General features: G+C 62.8%; 15 protein-coding genes. 12 read left to right on the forward strand and 3 right to left on the reverse strand.

What is annotated here, in order from left to right:
- Positions 1 to 2: 2 nt before the first annotated feature.
- From JY500_RS10110 to JY500_RS10120, 3 genes are all read left to right on the forward strand, one after another.
- Positions 3 to 1,037, forward strand: a complete 1,035-nt coding sequence (locus tag JY500_RS10110) for a sulfate ABC transporter substrate-binding protein (RefSeq protein ID WP_206256261.1) — start codon at positions 3 to 5, stop codon at positions 1,035 to 1,037.
- Positions 1,038 to 1,085: 48 nt separating this feature from the next.
- A complete protein-coding gene (pstS, locus tag JY500_RS10115) occupies positions 1,086 to 2,126 on the forward strand; it encodes a phosphate ABC transporter substrate-binding protein PstS (RefSeq protein ID WP_206256262.1) in 1,041 nt (346 codons plus the stop codon).
- 136 nt (positions 2,127 to 2,262) lie between these two features.
- Positions 2,263 to 3,477, forward strand: coding sequence for a CaiB/BaiF CoA transferase family protein (locus JY500_RS10120; RefSeq protein ID WP_206256450.1), 1,215 nt, complete (start codon positions 2,263 to 2,265; stop codon positions 3,475 to 3,477).
- A 64-nt stretch (positions 3,478 to 3,541) separates the two neighbouring features.
- Here JY500_RS10120 and acnB read toward each other — a convergent pair whose 3' ends face one another.
- Genes acnB through JY500_RS10135 form a run of 3 tightly spaced genes read right to left on the reverse strand, consistent with a single transcriptional unit; the run spans position 3,542 to position 8,282 of the window.
- Complete coding sequence (gene acnB / locus JY500_RS10125) at positions 3,542 to 6,133, reverse strand: bifunctional aconitate hydratase 2/2-methylisocitrate dehydratase (protein WP_206256263.1); 2,592 nt, start codon at positions 6,131 to 6,133, stop codon at positions 3,542 to 3,544.
- Between the two features lie 45 nt (positions 6,134 to 6,178).
- The gene (locus JY500_RS10130) at positions 6,179 to 7,270 is read right to left on the reverse strand and encodes an HpcH/HpaI aldolase/citrate lyase family protein (RefSeq protein WP_206256264.1); all 1,092 of its coding nucleotides are present in this window, start codon (positions 7,268 to 7,270) and stop codon (positions 6,179 to 6,181) included.
- Between the two features lie 19 nt (positions 7,271 to 7,289).
- Positions 7,290 to 8,282 (reverse strand): malate dehydrogenase, encoded by a 993-nt coding sequence (locus JY500_RS10135; protein WP_172199598.1) that lies wholly within the window; start codon positions 8,280 to 8,282, stop codon positions 7,290 to 7,292.
- A 194-nt stretch (positions 8,283 to 8,476) separates the two neighbouring features.
- On the opposite strand from JY500_RS10135, the gene JY500_RS10140 reads away from it, so the two are divergent.
- The 9 genes from JY500_RS10140 to odhB all read left to right on the forward strand — a co-directional run bounded on the left by JY500_RS10140 (position 8,477) and on the right by odhB (position 18,418).
- Positions 8,477 to 9,205 carry a GntR family transcriptional regulator gene (locus JY500_RS10140; RefSeq protein ID WP_172199600.1) on the forward strand — a complete coding sequence of 243 codons (729 nt, stop codon included), beginning with the start codon at positions 8,477 to 8,479 and terminating at the stop codon, positions 9,203 to 9,205.
- A gap of 78 nt (positions 9,206 to 9,283) precedes the next feature.
- On the forward strand, positions 9,284 to 9,679 hold the full coding sequence (gene sdhC, locus JY500_RS10145; RefSeq protein WP_172199603.1) for a succinate dehydrogenase, cytochrome b556 subunit: 396 nt from the start codon (positions 9,284 to 9,286) through the stop codon (positions 9,677 to 9,679).
- A 3-nt stretch (positions 9,680 to 9,682) separates the two neighbouring features.
- Positions 9,683 to 10,030, forward strand: a complete 348-nt coding sequence (sdhD, locus tag JY500_RS10150) for a succinate dehydrogenase, hydrophobic membrane anchor protein (protein ID WP_172199606.1) — start codon at positions 9,683 to 9,685, stop codon at positions 10,028 to 10,030.
- A complete protein-coding gene (gene sdhA, locus JY500_RS10155; RefSeq protein WP_172199609.1) occupies positions 10,031 to 11,803 on the forward strand; it encodes a succinate dehydrogenase flavoprotein subunit in 1,773 nt (590 codons plus the stop codon). It begins immediately after the preceding gene.
- 37 nt (positions 11,804 to 11,840) lie between these two features.
- Positions 11,841 to 12,536, forward strand: a complete 696-nt coding sequence (locus JY500_RS10160; RefSeq protein WP_172200772.1) for a succinate dehydrogenase iron-sulfur subunit — start codon at positions 11,841 to 11,843, stop codon at positions 12,534 to 12,536.
- A 7-nt stretch (positions 12,537 to 12,543) separates the two neighbouring features.
- On the forward strand, positions 12,544 to 12,780 hold the full coding sequence (locus tag JY500_RS10165) for an FAD assembly factor SdhE (RefSeq protein WP_172199612.1): 237 nt from the start codon (positions 12,544 to 12,546) through the stop codon (positions 12,778 to 12,780).
- 53 nt (positions 12,781 to 12,833) lie between these two features.
- On the forward strand, positions 12,834 to 14,126 hold the full coding sequence (gene gltA / locus JY500_RS10170) for a citrate synthase (protein ID WP_172199615.1): 1,293 nt from the start codon (positions 12,834 to 12,836) through the stop codon (positions 14,124 to 14,126).
- A gap of 155 nt (positions 14,127 to 14,281) precedes the next feature.
- Positions 14,282 to 17,128: a 2-oxoglutarate dehydrogenase E1 component gene (locus JY500_RS10175; protein ID WP_206256265.1), complete on the forward strand. Its 2,847-nt coding sequence runs from the start codon at positions 14,282 to 14,284 to the stop codon at positions 17,126 to 17,128.
- Positions 17,129 to 17,164: 36 nt separating this feature from the next.
- A complete protein-coding gene (gene odhB, locus JY500_RS10180; RefSeq protein WP_206256266.1) occupies positions 17,165 to 18,418 on the forward strand; it encodes a 2-oxoglutarate dehydrogenase complex dihydrolipoyllysine-residue succinyltransferase in 1,254 nt (417 codons plus the stop codon).
- Positions 18,419 to 18,420 lie beyond the last annotated feature (2 nt).

The following is an 18,420-nucleotide window of genomic DNA, read 5'->3' on the forward strand; positions in this document are numbered from 1 at the left end:
ACATGACAAGCTGGGCAGCAAGAGCAAGGGTGTGGCAGGTTGGGTTGGTACTGGGGCTTGTGGGTGTGTGCGGCGCGGGCGCAACTGCCCGTGCCGACACCACCCTGATCAACGCTTCGTCGAACATCAATCAGGAGATGTTCCAGGAGTACAACGCCGCGTTCACGCGCTACTGGCGCGGGAAGACCGGCGAGGCGGTGACGATCAAGCAGACACACGCGCAATCCACCAACCAGGTCGCGCGGATTCGCAACGGCGAAGAGGCGGATGTGGTGACGCTGGCGGTGTCACTGGATATCGACACAATCGCCGCCGCGGGCCTCATGCCGAGCGATTGGCAAGGCCGGCTGGCTAACCACTCGTCGCCCTTCACGTCGACCGTGGTGTTCCTCGTGCGCCGTGGCAATCCGCGCCAGATCAAGGACTGGAACGACCTCGTGCGCTGGGGCATCAACGTCGTCACGTCGAATCCCAAGAGCTCCGGCATTGCGCGCTGGGGGCATCTGGCGGCCTATGGCTATGCACTCAAGCAGCCGGGTGGCAACGATGCGAGCGCGAAGCTCTTCCTCAAGCGCCTGTACGGCAACAACCGCGTACTTGAGTACACCGCGCGTGGCGCCAACAACGCTTTCACGAAAAACAAGATCGGTGACGTGATGATCACGTGGGAGAGCGAGGCGCTTCAGCTCGTTGCAGCTGCGCCGGACGACTACGAGATCGTGGTCCCGAGCGTATCGATCGTGGCCGAGCCGCCGGTTGCGCTGGTCGACAAGATGGTCGAGAAGCGGGGCACGCGGAAGCTTGCCGACGCCTACCTTAACTACCTGTACTCGCCCGAGGCGCAAGAGCTGCTGGTGAAGTACTACTACCGGCCCGCAGACGCCGCAATCGCCGAGAAGTACAGCAAACGCTTCAAGCCCCTGAGCCTGTTCCGGGTGGATGAGGTCTTCGGCAGCTGGCAGCAGGCGTTCAAGACGCACTTCAGCGATGGTGGCGTGCTGGATCAGGTCTACGACCCGTATCGCAATGCGTCGTAAGCGCGCGATCGGGCAGGCCGGGTGGAACGGAAACGGAAAGGAACGACAATGAAAACGCTGTTGTGTCGGGCCGTCGCGGCATGCGCGATCGCCGGGGTTTCGATCATCGTTCAGGCGGCGGAGGTGACGGGGGCCGGCGCATCGTCGCCGCGGCTGGTGTACCTGAAGTGGGCGGAGGCCTACGGCAAGGCAACCGGCAACACCATTCGCTACCAATCGATCGGTTCTGGCGGCGGCGTGAAGGAAGTGACTTCGAAGAGCGTGGACTTCGGCGCGTCCGATATTCCGCTGACCGAATCCGAACTCGACAAACGTGGCCTGGTGCAGTTTCCAGTACTCGTTGGCGCCGCGGTGCCCTTCGTGAACCTGCCCAAAGTGGCGGCCGGCGAACTGCGCCTGACCGGGCCGCTACTGGCAGACATTTTCCGCGGCCGCCTGACCCGCTGGGACGACCCGCGCATTGCAGACATCAATCCGGGCGTGTCCTTGCCGGCCATGTCGATCGTTGTCGTGCGGCGTGACGATGGCGCCGGCGTTTCGTACTTCCTCACGCACTACCTCGCCAAGGTGAGCCCGGAGTGGCGCGACAGCATTGGGGTGGGCAGCGCCGTGCAGTGGCCCGTTGGCCTTGGGGGTAAGGGTGATGAAGGCGTCGCCAACTTCGTCAGGCGTTTGCCGGGTGCCATTGGCTATGTGGAGTACGGCTACGCCCGCGCGAACAAACTGGCCCACGTGAGCATGCAGAACCGCAGCGGCGCGTTCGTTGCCCCGGATGAGAAGAGCCTTGCGGCCGCAGCGCGCAGTGCCGCATGGGACAAGAGCGCCTTCGGCGAGGTGCTGAGCGACCAGTCGGCACCCGAGGCCTGGCCGATCGCAGGCGCCAGCTTCGTGATGCTGCAGCGCACGACGGACAAGCTTGCGCAGGCGGCCGCCGTTGTGAAGTTCTTTGGCTGGTCTTGCCAGAACGGCGGCAAGTTTGCGTTGGACGGCGGCTATGTTCCGCTGCCGGGCGAAACGGTGAACCAGCTCGGCGCCGCGTGGCAGCGCATCAAGGACCCCGCCGGCAAGACCATCGCAACGTTGGAGTGATGGTGCGCGACGCTGAGAAGACAACTGCATCGCGAACGCGGAAGACGAGGTAAGCATGTTGGAGACTGATCCGGCACTCAGGGGTGTCTTGCCCCGTAAAGGGGTGCGCAAGAAGGGCGCGCAGGCGAGCGCGCCGATGCGCCCGGTCGGCGCCCTCTCGCACGTGCGGGTGCTGGATCTGTCGCGCGTGCTGGCGGGCCCGTGGGCGACGCAGTTGCTCGGCGATCTTGGCGCCGAGGTCATCAAGATCGAACGGCCCGGCCGCGGCGACGACACGCGCACCTACGGGCCGCCGTGGGCGAAGGACGAAGCGGGCGAAGACACCGATGTCTCCGCCTACTCCCTGTGCGCGAACCGAAACAAGGAATCGATCACTGTCGACTTCACCCGCGCCGAGGGTCAGGCACTGCTGCGCGAACTGGCCGCGCAATCCGATGTGCTGGTCGAGAACTTCAAGGTCGGTACGCTCGCGCGCTACGGCCTCGATTACGAAACGCTCGCGGCAATCAACCCGCGCCTGATCTACTGCTCGATCACCGGCTTCGGTCAGGATGGGCCTTACGCGGAGCGTTCGGGCTACGATTTCCTGATTCAGGGCATGGGCGGGCTGATGAGCATCACGGGCGCGCCGGATGGCACGCCGACCAAGGTCGGTGTCGCACTGGCCGATGTCATGACCGGGCTCTATGCCAGCAACGCGATTCTCGCCGCATTGGCGTGGCGCGAGCGTAGCGGGGAAGGGCAGCATATCGATCTCGGCATGCTGGATGTGCAAGTGGCTGCGCTGGCCAATCAGGCGCTCAATTACCTTTCAAGCGGCAAAGCGCCAGCACGTGTCGGCAACGCCCATCCGAACATCGTCCCTTACGACGCGTGCCCAACCGCCGACGGCCACATGATCCTTGCGATCGGTAATGACGCTCAGTTTGCGCGCTTCTGTATCGAGGCCCGCACCGATTGGCTCGGTGACGCACGCTTCGGGAGTAACGCGGCGCGGGTACGCCATCGCGATGTTCTGGTTCCACTGATACATGACGTCACCCGAAGGCGCACCACCGCCGAGTGGATCGCAGCGCTGGAGGCGGCGGGCGTACCCTGCGGCCCGATCAACACGATTCCGCAGGTCTTCGATGATCCCCAGGTTCGCCACCGCGGCATGCGCATCGAAATGGCGCATCCGTCCGCTGGCAAGGTAGCGCTGGTAGGGAGCCCGATCCGTATGTCGAAAACGCCGCCCACCTACCGCCGCGCGCCGCCAAACCTCGGTAGCGATACGCGCGACCTGTTGGCGCGGCTGCTGGGTAGGGAGCGCCCGCAGCTCGATGCACTGCACGAGCAAGGCGTGATCTGAAGGAACAAAAGAAAAACGCCCCGCATCTCGCGATGCAGGGCGTTCAGGCTCAGGTCGTTGGCGGTCAGACTACGACGGCCTTTGCTGCGTCCTGGTACTCGGCGATCTGATCGAAGTTCATATACTTGTAGATCTTGCTGCCGTCAGCGTTGATCACGCCCATGTCAGCGTGGTACTCCTCGACCGTCGGGATGCGTCCGAGCTTCGATGCGATCGCGGCCAACTCGGCCGAAGCCAGATACACGTTGGTGTTCTTGCCCAAGCGGTTCGGGAAGTTACGCGTCGAGGTGGAGACCACCGTCGCACCTTCACGTACCTGTGCCTGGTTACCCATGCACAGCGAGCAGCCCGGCATTTCGGTGCGCGCGCCGGCGCTGCCGAAGACGCCGTAGTGGCCTTCCTTGGTCAGCTCGGCAGCATCCATCTTGGTCGGCGGCGCAATCCACAGTTTTACCGGGATATCGCGCTTGCCTTCGAGCAGCTTGGACGCCGCACGGAAGTGGCCGATGTTGGTCATGCACGAGCCGATGAACACTTCGTCGATCTTCGCGCCGGCGACTTCGGACAGCAGCTTCGCGTCGTCCGGATCGTTCGGGCAGCAGAGCACCGGCTCCTTCAGATCGTTGAGGTCGATCTCGATCACCGCGGCGTACTCGGCATCCTTGTCCGCTTCGAGCAGGTTCGGGTTGGCCAGCCATGCCTCGACCGCCTTGATGCGGCGTTCAAGCGTGCGCTTGTCCTGGTAGCCGTCGGCGATCATGTTCTTCATCAGCACAATGTTGCTGTTGAGGTACTCGATGATCGGTTCCTTGTTCAGCTTGACCGTGCAGCCGGCGGCAGAACGTTCAGCCGACGCGTCCGAGAGCTCGAACGCCTGCTCGACCTTCAGATCCGGCAGGCCTTCGATTTCAAGGATGCGGCCCGAGAACACGTTCTTCTTGCCGGCCTTGGCGACGGTCAGCAGACCGGCCTTGATCGCGTAGTAGGGGATCGCGTGCACCAGATCGCGCAGCGTGATGCCCGGCTGCATCTGGCCCTTGAAGCGCACCAGCACAGATTCCGGCATGTCCAGCGGCATCACGCCGGTGGCGGCGCCGAAAGCCACGAGGCCCGAGCCCGCCGGGAAGGAGATGCCGATCGGGAAGCGGGTGTGCGAGTCGCCGCCGGTGCCCACGGTGTCCGGCAGCAGCAGGCGGTTGAGCCAGCTGTGGATCACGCCGTCGCCCGGGCGCAGCGCAACACCGCCGCGGCTGCTGATGAAGGCCGGCAGCTCACGGTGGGTCTTCACATCAACCGGTTTCGGGTAGGCCGCGGTGTGGCAGAAGGATTGCATCACAAGATCGGCAGAGAAGCCGAGGCAGGCCAGATCCTTCAGCTCGTCGCGCGTCATCGGGCCGGTCGTGTCCTGCGAGCCAACCGTAGTCATCTTCGGTTCGCAGTAGGTGCCGGGGCGCACGCCCTGGCCTTCGGGCAGGCCAACTGCGCGGCCAACCATCTTCTGCGCCAGCGTGAAGCCAGCCTTCGATTCCGCCGGCGGCTTGGGCAGGCGGAACAGCGTCGAGGCGCCCAGGCCGAGGAACTCGCGCGCCTTGCCGGTCAGCGAACGGCCGATGATCAGGTTGATACGGCCGCCAGCGCGCACTTCATCGAACAGCACGTCGGACTTGAGCTTGAACTCGGCCACCGTCTCGCCGTTCTTCAGGATCTTGCCGTCGTACGGCAGGATGTCAACGACGTCACCCATCTCCAGCTTCGAGACGTCGACTTCGATCGGCAGCGAGCCGGAGTCTTCCTGCGTGTTGAAGAAGATCGGCGCGATCTTGCCGCCGAGCGTGACCCCACCGAAGCGCTTGTTCGGCACGTACGGAATGTCCTGGCCGGTGGCCCAGATCACCGAGTTTGTCGCGGACTTACGCGAGGAGCCAGTGCCCACCACGTCGCCAACATAGGCGACCAGGTGACCCTTCTTCTTCAGGTCTTCGATGAACTGGATCGGGCCACGCTTGCCGTCTTCCTCGGGCTTGAAGGCCGCATCCGGGCGGGTGTTCTTCAGCATCGCGAGGTAGTGCAGCGGGATGTCGGGGCGGCTCCATGCGTCCGGCGCCGGTGACAGGTCATCGGTGTTGGTCTCACCCGGCACCTTGAACACGGTGACGGTGATCTTCTTGTCCACTTCCGGGCGCGTGGTGAACCACTCGGCGTCAGCCCAGCTCTGGATCACTTCCTTGGCCTTGGCGTTGCCGGCCTTGGCCTTCTCTGCGACGTCGTTGAAGAAGTCGAACATCAGCAGTGTCTTCTTCAGCCCCTCGGCGGCGACGCCTGCGACTTCGGCATCGTCCAGTAACTCGATCAGCGGGTGGACGTTGTAGCCGCCCACCATGGTGCCCAGCAGCTCGGTGGCCTTGGCCTTGGAGATCAGATCGACCTTGATGTCGCCATGCGCAACGGCGGCCAGGAAGCTGGCCTTGACCTTCGCGGCATCATCCACACCGGGCGGAACGCGGTAGGTGAGCAACTCCACCAGGAAGGCTTCTTCGCCTGCCGGCGGGTTCTTGATCAGTTCAATCAGGTCGGCCGTCTGCTTGGCATCCAGCGCAAGCGGCGGGATTCCAAGGGCGGCGCGTTCGGCGGCGTGTTGGCGGTAGGCTTCTAGCACGGTGAGGTCCTCCGGTTTGCTGTCAGGATGCCGTTCGGCATTCGGTTAATTGGGGTTGGGGGTGAAAAACCGTTGCTCGGCCTCGCTGGGCAGCGTCATCCCGGTAGACCGGGCGCGCACGAGCAAATTCCAGTAATGGCGGAACGAGCCGCGATCGTGCAATCGTGTGCCGACGCGGATCGGTCCCCAGTTCGCGTCCTGCGCAGCACAAACGATGCCAGCGGCCTCCGTTACTTCATCGGCGGCTGGGCGCATGCCTTGCAGGATCGGCTCAATCTGCGCGGGGTGGATGCTCCACATCCGCAGGTAGCCAAAGTCGTTACGAGCGAGGCGCGCATCATCGAAGGCGACCTGCGCGTCGTCGAGTACGGTGGTCACGTTGTGCGTCGGAATCACGCCGTGAGCGATTGCTGCAGCGACGACTTCGCACTTGGCGCGCACCACCATGGGGTGCGTGAATTGCCCTGGCGAGCGCATTGCCGAACCGGGAATCGCACCGTGGTGTTCCGAGACGAAATCCATCAGGCCGAAATCCAGCGTTTCGACGCCGGGCAGGGCGGCGATCTGCCACGCTTGATGCAAGGCGCCATGCGTCTCGACCAGCGCATGCAGCGGTATCTCACGCTTGAGACCGAGGCGCGATTCGATATTGCGCAGGGCGGCGAGCGCTGTTTCCACATCCGCAGCGCCGCGAGCCTTTGGTACGGTCACAAACGCGATCCGGTCGGCGGCGCGACCGAGAATGATCTCAAGGTCGTCGTGCCAGCTCGGATGTGTGACATCGTGAATGCGTGCGCCGATGCGTCCGAACAGATTGTCGGCGCCTGCGATCAGGCCGCCGCACAGCTCGGCGTGGGTGCGTTCAGCGCCAGCGGGGGCGCCATCTTCGCAATCGAGCGTGATGTCGAAGAGCGGGCCCATCTGTTGCTGCAAGGCGATCGCCTTGCGCATGTTCTTTTCGGAGCCGCAGTAATGGTCCACCGCGGGGATCGCCGGCAGCGGCCTGCCGCCGGCGAACAGCACGGCATCGGGATGGAGCGGTGAGCGCCCGCGGTCGCCATTCGGCGACCTGCCCCCGATGGGGGCGCCAGGAAACTCGGGGCGGCCCGTGGTTTCCTCGGGGCGTACGTTATCCATGAGCCCGACGCCGTTCGCTTTAAGCCAGCAGGTCTGCGACGCCTGCGCGCTCTTCTTCGAGTTCCTTCAGCGTGAAGTTCATGCGGTCACGCGAGAACTCGTCGATCTCCAGGCCTTGCACGATCTTGTATTCGCCGTTGGCCGTGGTGACCGGGAAGCCGTAGATGATGCCTTCCGGGATGCCGTAGGAGCCGTCGGAAGGAATGCCCATGGTGACCCATTCACCGTTCGAGCCCAGCACCCAGTCACGGATGTGGTCGATGGCGGCGTTGGCGGCCGAGGCGGCGGACGACAGACCACGCGCTTCGATGATCGCAGCACCGCGCTTGCCGACGGTCGGCAGGAAGGTTTCGCGGTTCCAGGTTTCGTCGTTGATCAGCGCCTTGACGTTGTCACCGTTCGAGGTGACATAGCGGTAGTCGGCGTACATCGTCGGCGAGTGGTTGCCCCATACGACGAGGCTCTTCAGGCTCGACACATCGCGGCCGGACTTGGCGGCGAGTTGCGACAGCGCGCGGTTATGGTCGAGGCGCAGCATGGCAGTGAAGTTGCCCGGCTTGACGCGACCGAACTTGGTAGCCGTTGCCTTGGCGATGTAGGCGTTGGTGTTGCAGGGGTTGCCGACGACCAGCACCTTGACGTTCGGATCAGCGTACTGGCCGATTGCGGCACCTTGAACGGTGAAGATCTTGGCGTTCTCGGTCAGCAGGTCCTTGCGTTCCATGCCCGGGCCGCGCGGACGTGCGCCAACCAGCAGCGCGACTTGGGTGTCCTTGAACGCAACAGCGGGATCGTCAGTGGCGATCATGCCGGCGAGCAGCGGGAACGCGCAGTCTTCCAGCTCCATCATCACGCCCTTGACCGCCTTCTGGGCCTGGGGCAGATCCAGCAACTGAAGGATCACCGGCTGATCCTTGCCGAGCATTTCGCCCGAGGCAATGCGGAACAGCAGGCTGTAACCGATCTGACCGGCGGCACCGGTGACGGTGACGCGAACGGGAGCTTTGGCCATGTGTGACTCCTTTATCTATGCTGGAGAGCGCGGCCCTGCGCGCAGGTTCTGATAGGGCGCCGCGGCGCCTGCCGGCGGCAATGTGGCTATCATCGTAGGCCAGAAATCTCACAGTGTCAAAAGCTAACTTATGTCTTATATAAGACAGGAGATGCATTATAGACACACCGATTTTTCTGTGCTTGAATGCGGTCATGGTGAACCTGTCGCCCACCTTCAGCCCGCTCTACCAGCAGATCAAACGCCTGATGATTCAGGCGCTTGAGTCGGGGGAGTGGCGTCCCGGTCAAGCTATCCCCAGCGAGCAAGAGCTCGCCGTGCGTTTCCAGGTCAGTCAGGGAACGGTTCGCAAAGCGATCGATGAGCTGGCTGCGGACAACCTTCTGATCCGTCGTCAGGGCAAAGGCACGTTCGTTGCCTCGCACGCGGACCCGCGCGCGTTGTTCCGTTTCCTGCGTCTGACGCCGCTGTCCGGTGAAATCGTTCCGCTCAAGAGTGAGCCGCTGGACTGCTGGCGCGCCAAGGCGGGGCAGGAAGCGTCGCGCAATCTCGGCATCGAACTGTCGGCACCGATCATCATCATTCGGCGGGTTCTGAAGCACGAATCCAAGCCGATCGTGGTGGATGAAATCTACCTGCCGGGGGAGATCTTCTCCGGACTCAATATCGAAATGCTGCGCGACTGGCAGGGCTCGATCTATGGCCTGTTCGAGTCCCGCTTCGGGGTGCGGATGCTGCATGCGCGAGAAAAGATCCGCGCGGTAGCGGCCGACCGCAATGTCGCAGAAACCCTTGGTGTGCCGGAAGCCTCGCCGCTGCTGTCGGTCGAGCGCGTTGCCTATACGTATGGGGACAAACCGGTGGAATGGCGTCGCGGCCTGTATTCCACCGCCGAGCACTACTACCTGAATGAACTGAGTTGAGGCTGTAATCGGGCCGGTTGGCCGGTTGCAGGCAAGAGAACGGCGAGTCCAGCGACGCGCCCCTGTGAGAGGTGAAGCATGTCAGATACAACAATCAAGAAACCGAGACCCAAGCATCTCGACCTGAAGGTGATCCGTCTGCCGCTGCCCGGATTCGTATCGATCCTGCATCGCGTGAGCGGCGCCGGTTTGTTCCTGATGCTGCCGGTTTTGCTGTGGCTCTTTGGTTCCAGCGTTGGCAGCCCCGAGGCTATGGCGCAAGCCAAATCGGTGGTTGCGAATCCGCTGGTGAAACTGGTGCTGTTTGGTTTGCTGTGGGCGTATCTGCACCACTTCTGCGCCGGCATCCGCTTTCTTCTGCTGGACATGCACAAGGGCCTCGATCTGCCGACCGCGCGCAAGAGCGCCGGCGCGGTGCTGGCAGTAAGCCTGACTCTTACGGTGCTGATCGGCGCCAAGATTTTCCTGGGGTAAGCCATGCAAAACCGAATTGTCGTTGGTGCCCACTACGGCTTGCGTGACTGGCTTGCTCAGCGCGTCACGGCCACGGTGATGGCGCTGTACACCGTCTTCTTCGTCGTCAACCTGTTCTGTCTGCCGGAATTCTCTGCGGAAGCCTGGCGCGCCATGTTCTCGGGCGGGTTCATGCGTTTCGCGACCTTCCTGTTCTGGCTCGCACTGTTCTTCCATGCGTGGGTCGGCGTTCGGGACATCTTCATGGATTACATCAAGCCGGTCGGTGTGCGCCTGATTGCGCACTCGGTCGTCGCTTTCCTGCTGATCGGCTATGCGGGCTGGGCAGCCCAGATTCTTTGGAGGCTGTAAGTGAAAGTCGCTAAGCGTACGTTTGATGCGGTGATCGTCGGCGCGGGTGGCGCCGGGATGCGGGCCGCAATTCAGCTCTCCGAGGCTGGCCTGAAGACGGCGGTGCTGTCCAAGGTCTTCCCGACTCGTTCGCATACCGTTGCGGCGCAGGGCGGTGTCTCGGCGTCGCTCGGCAACTCCGAGCCCGACCACTGGCACTGGCACATGTACGACACCGTCAAGGGGTCGGACTGGCTGGGCGATCAGGACGCGATCGAGTTCATGTGCCGCAAGGCGCCCGAAGTGGTTGTGGAACTTGAGCACTTCGGCATGCCGTTTGACCGTACCGACGAGGGCAAGATTTACCAGCGCCCCTTCGGTGGCCACATGTCGAACTTCGGCGACAAGCCGGTTCGCCGCGCCTGCGCGGCCGCTGACCGTACCGGCCACGCAATGCTGCACGCGCTCTACCAGCGCAACGTGAAAGCGAACACGCAGTTCTTCGTTGAATGGATGGCGCTGGATCTGCTGCGCGACACGGACGGCCGCGTGCTCGGCGTGATCGCGATGGAGATGGAAACCTCGGAAATCGTGGTGTTCCAGGCCAAGGCGACGCTGTTCGCAACCGGTGGTGCGGGCCGCATCTTCGCGTCCTCGACGAACGCCTTCATCAATACCGGCGACGGCCTGGGTATGGCGGCGCGTGCCGGTATTCCGCTCGAAGACATGGAGTTCTGGCAGTTCCACCCGACCGGCGTTGCCGGCGCGGGCGTGCTGATCACCGAAGGCGTGCGCGGCGAAGGCGGCATCCTGCGCAATGCTTCGGGTGAGCGTTTCATGGAACGCTATGCGCCGAACGCGAAGGATCTTGCCTCGCGTGACGTCGTCTCCCGCGCGATGGTCACCGAGATCAACGAAGGTCGCGGCTGCGGCCCGAACAAGGATCACGTGCTGCTCGACATCACGCACCTTGACCCGGACGTCATCAACAAGCGCCTGCCGGGCATCCGCGAGATCTCGATCCAGTTCGCCAACGTCGACCCGATCCGCGCGCCGATTCCGGTGGTACCGACCTGCCATTACCAGATGGGCGGTATTCCGACCAACTACCGCGGTGAAGTCGTCGTCGACGGTGCCTCGGTGCCCGGCTTCTACGCCGCAGGCGAATGCGCGTGTGCATCGGTGCACGGCGCAAACCGCCTCGGCACCAACTCGCTCCTCGACTTGCTGGTGTTTGGCAAGAGCTCGGGCGAGACGATGGTGGAGTACATCAAGGGGCAGGGCAGCGCACAGCCTGAGATCCCGCAAGCCGAAATTGATCGCTCAGTCGCGCGTGTTGATCGCCTGCTGACGCAGAGCGGCGGCACCAACGTGCACGATGTTCGCGCACAGATGCAACAGACGATGCAGAAGCACTGCGGCGTGTTCCGCTTCAAGGACATGCTGGCAAGCGGCGTCGACAAGATCCTTGAAGTCGAGAAGCTGGTGCAGCGCACCGAAATCAAGGACAAGTCCAAGGTCTTCAACACCGCGCTGACCGAAGCGCTGGAGCTTGAGAACCTGATCGAAGTCGCCAAGGCGACGATGATCTCGGCGAACAACCGTACCGAGTCGCGTGGCGCCCATGTGCGCGACGATGCGACCGACACGCCGCAAACGCCGGACGGCCGTGACGACGCCAACTGGCTCAAGCACACGCTTTGGCATCGCGACGGCAATCGCATTGATTACAAGCCGGTGGTGATGAAGCCGCTGACCGTCGACACCATCGCGCTGAAGAAGCGCGCGTACTGATCTGCCATCGGAGGAACCACGCGTGGCAAACCGTACTATGAAATTCCAGATCTACCGCTACGACCCGGACAAGGACGCAGCGCCGTACATGCAGGACGTGTCGATCGAAGTCGACGCGACCGATCGCAAGCTGCTCGATGTGCTGGTCAAGCTCAAGGCCAAGGACGATTCGATCTCGTTCCGCCGCTCATGCCGTGAAGGCGTGTGTGGCTCCGACGCGATGAACATCAACGGCAAGAACGGGCTGGCCTGCCTCACCGATATCGCATCGCTGAAAGAGCCGGTGCAGTTGCGCCCGCTCCCGGGACTGCCGGTGATCCGCGACCTGATCGTGGACATGACCCAGTTCTTCAAGCAGTACCACTCGATCAAGCCGTACGTCGTCAACAACGACCCGCCGCCCGAGCGCGAGCGGCTGCAGTCTCCGGAAGACCGTGAAGAGCTCAACGGGCTGTACGAGTGCATTCTGTGCGCGAGCTGCTCGACCTCCTGCCCGTCGTTCTGGTGGAACCCGGATAAGTTCGTCGGCCCCGCCGGTCTGCTTGCCGCCTACCGCTTCATCGCCGACACGCGTGACCAGGCGACCAGCGAACGCCTCGATAATCTCGAGGATCCGTATCGCCTGTTCCGCTGCCACACCATCATGAACTGCGTCGATGTGTGCCCGAAGGGTCTCAACCCGACGCGCGCGATCGGCAAGATCAAGGACATGATGGTCCGCAGGGCCGTCTGAGCACACGATGAGCGCACTCAAGGAACGCGTGAAGTGGCGTAGCCGCCGGGGCCTGCTGGAACTCGACATCTTCTTCACGCGTTACTACGCGAAGCATCTCGATGCCCTGAGCGACGCCGAGCTTGAAACGCTGCTCGACATGCTCACCACGGACGATATTGAGCTGTGGAAATGGGTTGGCGGCCGGGAGGAATGCCCGGTCGAAGAATGGAAAAGCTTGATCGCCGCCATCCGTCAGGCATGACGGGCGCGGTATCCGATGGATTACTGCAATCACTGGCACAGAAGGGACGAATCATGACGACTCAACGCACCGCTACGCTGACCATCGATGGCAATAGCGTCGAATTCCCGGTGATGTCTGGCGTACACGGGCCGGACGTCATCGACATTCGCAAGCTCTACGGCTCGACCGGTAACTTCACCTTTGACCCGGGCTTCCTGTCTACGGCCAGCTGCCAGTCGAAGATCACGTACATCGACGGCGACAAGGGCGAGCTGATGTATCGCGGCTACCCGATCGAGCAACTCGCCGAGAAGTGCGACTTCCTCGAAACCGCCTACCTGCTGCGCGAGGGCGAACTGCCCACCGTGAAGCAGAAAGAAGCGTTCGTGAAGTCGATCCAGCGTCACACGATGGTTCACGAACAGCTGACCCGCTTCTACCAGGGCTTCCGCCGTGACGCGCACCCGATGGCCGTGTGCGTGGGCGTGGTTGGTGCGCTGTCGGCGTTCTACCATGATGCGGCTGACTTCTCGGATCAGGAACACCGCACGGTGTCCTTCCACCGCATCCTCGCGAAGATGCCGACCATCGTTGCGATGGCCTACAAGTACTCGGTTGGCGAGCCGTTCATGTACCCGCGCAACGACCTCGACTACACCGAGAACTTCATGCACATGATGTTCGGTACGCCGTGCGAGAAATACGTGCCGAACCCGGTGCTGGCCAAGGCGCTTGACCGCATCCTGATCCTGCACGCCGACCACGAACAGAACGCATCGACCTCCACCGTGCGTCTGGCTGGCTCGTCCGGTGCCAATCCGTTTGCGTGCATCTCGGCCGGTATCGCCTGTTTGTGGGGCCCCGCCCACGGTGGCGCGAACGAGGCTTGCCTCAACATGCTGGAAGAGATCGGCGATGTGTCGCGCGTTGGCGAGTACATCAAGCGCGCGAAGGACAAGAACGACTCCTTCAAGCTGATGGGCTTCGGTCACCGCGTGTACAAGAACTACGACCCGCGCGCCAAGCTGATGCGCGAGACCTGTCACGAAGTGCTACACGAGCTCGGCCTGCACGACAGCAAGCTGTTCAAGCTTGCGATGGAACTCGAGCGCATCGCGCTGGAAGATCCGTACTTCGTCGAGAAGAAGCTTTACCCGAACGTCGACTTCTACTCCGGCATCGTGCAGAGCGCGCTGGGGATTCCGACTTCGATGTTCACCTGCATTTTCGCCCTTGCGCGCACCGTTGGCTGGATGAGCCAGTGGGAGGAAATGCTTACCGACGCCGACTACAAGATCGGCCGTCCGCGTCAGCTCTACGTGGGCGCCGCAAAGCGCGACGTTACCCCGATCGGCTTGCGCTGACACAGCAGATGGCAAGTCGCAACAGTGTTTGACCGCGGGGCGGGCTGACGATCTGGGGGGAGAGTCTCCCCGTCCCGTTTTTTCCGGTGTGAGTGGCTTCCACCGGATCGCTGTGCGGCGTGCTTCATTCACCCGCAGAAAGACAGGTGGCTCCAATGATGAGACAGTTTATGGGCAACTCCTATCTGTTCGGGAGCAATGCGCCGTTCATCGAGGAACTCTACGAGTCCTACCTCGATAACCCGGCCAGCGTTCCCGAGCAGTGGCGAGATTATTTCGATGCCCTGCAGAACATGCCTGGTGCCGTGACGCGCGACGTCGCCCACGCACCGGTCATTGCATCCTTCGCCCAGATGGCGAAGCAGAACAAGCTCGCGACCTCCGCCGTCGGTATCGCCGACAAGCGTCAGATCGGCGTGCTCCAGATGATCAACGCTTATCGATTCCTCGGTAACCGTTGGGCACAGATCGATCCGCTCAAGCGCCAGGAGCGCCCGCAGATCGCCGAGCTCGAACCTTCGTTCTATGGCTTCACCGAAGCGGATCTGAGCCAGCAGTTCAACACTGGCTCCTTCCACTTCCCCAACGGTCAGCAGGCAACGTTGCGCGAGATTCTTGAATCCGCACGCGAGACCTACTGCGGTACCGTTGCAACGGAGTACATGTACCTCTCTGACATCGGTCAGAAGCGCTGGATCCAGAGCAAGCTGGAACCGAACCGCAGCCGCCCGAACTTCAGCGTCGAGCAGCGCAAGCGCATTCTCGAACGGATGACCGCAGCGGAAACGCTCGAGAAGTACCTCCACACCCGCTACGTTGGCCAGAAGCGCTTCTCGCTGGAAGGCGGCGAGTCGGCCATCGTTGCGATGGACACGATCATCAACCATGCCGGTACCGCCGGCGTGCAGGAAATCGTGATCGGCATGGCCCACCGTGGCCGCCTTAACGTGCTGGTCAACACGCTGGGCAAGCAGCCGGCGATGCTGTTCTCGGAGTTCGAGGGCAAGCACGCGGCGGATCTGTCCGCCGGCGACGTGAAGTACCACATGGGCTTCTCGTCCGATGTCAGCACGCCCGGAGGCCCGGTGCACCTGACGCTGGCGTTCAACCCGTCTCACCTCGAAATCGTGAACCCGGTGGTCGAGGGCTCGGTGTATGCCCGTCAGCAGCGCCGCTCTGAAGCGGAGAAACTCTGCGCGCTGCCGGTGCTGATCCACGGCGATGCGGCGGTGGCGGGGCAGGGCGTGAATCAGGAGATGCTGAACTTCTCGCAGACGCGGGGTTTTGGCACTGGTGGCACGATCCACATCGTCATCAACAACCAGATCGGTTTCACCACTTCCGATCCGCGCGATCTGCGTTCGTCGATCTACTGTACCGACGTGTTCAAGATGGTCGAAGCGCCAATCTTCCACGTCAACGGCGACGACCCTGAAGCGGTCGCGCTGGTCTGTCAGATCGCCGTCGAGTTCCGCCAGACATTCAAGAAGGATGTCGTGGTTGACATCATCTGCTACCGCAAGCTCGGCCACAACGAGCAGGACGAGCCGATGGTCACGCAGCCGCTGATGTACAAGAAGGTCAATGCGCATCCGGGCTCGCGCAAGCTGTACGCGGATCGCCTGGTCGGGCTTGGCGTGTGCAGCCCGGACGAACCGGACCAGATGATCACCGAGTACCGCGCCGCACTCGACCGCGGTGAGCTGCTCTACAACCCGGTGCTGTCTGGCTACACCCGCAAGTTCGCGCAGGACTGGTCGCCGTTCCTGAAGAAGGAATACACCGACGAGTGCGACACCTCGGTGCCGCAAGCCGAGTTGCGCCGCCTCGCGCAGCGCCTGACCGACGTGCCTTCCAGCATCACGCTGCACTCGCGTGTGGCGAAGATCATTGAAGACCGCAAGGCAATGGGTGAGGGCAAGCTGCCGCTCGACTGGGGCATGGGTGAGAACCTTGCTTACGCGTCGCTGGTGGCTGAAGGCTTCGGCGTGCGCCTGTCGGGTCAGGATGCCGGGCGTGGCACCTTCTTCCATCGCCACGCAGTGCTGCACGATCAGAACCGCGAAGTGTGGGACGAAGGCATCTATGTGCCGGCCCAGCACATCCAGGAAAACCAGGCGCCCTTCACGGTCATCGACTCCGTGCTGTCGGAGAACGCCGTGCTGGCGTTCGAGTACGGTTTCGCGACTGCGGAACCGAATCACCTGGTTGTGTGGGAAGGCCAGTTCGGCGACTTCGCCAACGGCGCCCAAGTGGTGATCGACCAGTTCATCAGCTCGGGCGAAGCAAAGTGGGGCCGTCTGTCGGGCATCACGATGCTGCTGCCGCACGGTTATGAGGGGCAGGGGCCGGAGCACTCTTCGGCGCGACTTGAGCGCTACATGCAGCTGTGTGCCGAGAACAACTGGCAGGTCTGTGTACCCTCGACGCCGTCGCAGATCTTCCACCTGTTGCGCCGTCAGATGGTGCGCAAGCTCCGCAAGCCGCTGATCGTGATGACGCCGAAGTCGCTGCTGCGCCACAAGGACGCGGTTTCGACGCTGGATGAACTCTCGGATGGCCGTTTCCGTACGGTGATTGGCGAGGTTGATCCGCTGGATCCGAAGGCCGTCACGCGCGTGGTGCTGTGCTCCGGCAAGATCTACTACGAGCTGGTTGCCGAACGGCGTGCCAAGGGCATCCAGAACACCGCCATCGTACGTATCGAACAGCTTTATCCCTTCCCGAATGAGGCATTTGCCGAAGAGCTTGGCAAATACCCCAACGCGCAGGAAGTGGTGTGGTGTCAGGAAGAGCCGCGTAACCAGGGTGCCTGGTACTGGATCGTCTCCCGTCAGCATCTCGCCCGCTCGCTGGGCAAGAGCCACCACCTCTACCTCGTCAGCCGTCCGGCCTCGGCATCGCCGGCGGTCGGCTACTACGCCAAGCACCAGGTGCAGCAGAAGGCGGTGATCGAGGGCGCGTTCGGTGAACTGAATCAGGACGTCGCTCCGAGCCGTTGAGCTGGCGCGTCAGAAAGCACATAGAGGGAAGAAAAAATGCTGATCGAAGTGAAAGTCCCGCAGCTTTCCGAATCGGTGTCCGAAGCGACGCTGGTGAGCTGGCACAAGAAGGAAGGCGACGCGGTTGCCCGCGACGAAAACCTGATCGACATCGAGACCGACAAGGTCGTGCTCGAGACCCCGGCGCCGGCGGCCGGCGTGTTGGTCAAGATCATCAAGGGCAACGGCTCGAGCGTTACCAGTGGTGACCTGATCGCACAGATCGACACCGAAGCGACCGCAGGCGCCTCTGCGCCCGCCGCGACTGCGGCCCCGGCCGCAGCACCGGCGCCCGCTGCTGCTGCGGCTACCGCACCGTCGGGCATGGGCCCGGCGGCGCGCAAGATCCTCGCGGAGAAGGGCGTCGATGCATCGAACGTGCAGGGCACCGGCCCTGGCGGCCGTGTAACCAAGGCGGATGCGCTGGGTACGACGACCCACACCGTCACCAAGGCGGCGGTGGTGCCGTCAAGCCTCCCGGCAGTTGGCTCCACGGCGTCGGCATTGCCGCAGCCGCCGGCACCGGTGGCGGTGGAATCGGTGCTGGCCGATCGTCCGGAGCAGCGTGTGCCGATGAGCCGCCTGCGCGCCCGCGTTGCCGAGCGCTTGCTGCAGTCGCAAGCCACCAACGCCATCCTGACCACGTTCAACGAGGTCAACATGGCGCCGGTGATGGAGATGCGCAAGAAGTACCAGGAGAAGTTCGAGAAGGAGCACGGCGTGAAGCTGGGCTTCATGTCCTTCTTCGTGAAGGCCGCGGTTGCGGCACTGAAGAAGTACCCGGTGCTGAACGCGTCGGTCGATGGCAATGACATCGTCTATCACGGCTACTTCGATATCGGTATCGCCGTGGGTTCGCCGCGCGGTTTGGTGGTGCCGATCTTGCGCAACGCCGACCAGATGACGCTGGCGGAAATCGAGAAGAAGATTGCCGAGTTCGGCGCCAAGGCGCGCGATGGCAAGCTTTCCATCGAAGACCTGACCGGTGGCACCTTCTCGATCTCGAACGGCGGCATCTTCGGTTCGATGCTGTCGACGCCGATCATCAACCCGCCGCAATCGGCGATCCTCGGCATTCATGCCACCAAGGATCGTCCGGTGGTTGAGAACGGTCAGGTCGTGATCCGTCCGATCAACTACCTTGCGATGTCGTATGACCACCGGATCATCGACGGCCGCGAGGCAGTGCTCGGCTTGGTCACCATGAAGGAAGCACTGGAGGATCCGGCGCGTCTGCTGCTGGAAATCTGACC

This window comes from Niveibacterium microcysteis (genome assembly GCF_017161445.1).
In the GTDB taxonomy this organism is placed as follows: Bacteria; Pseudomonadota; Gammaproteobacteria; order Burkholderiales; family Rhodocyclaceae; genus Niveibacterium; species Niveibacterium microcysteis.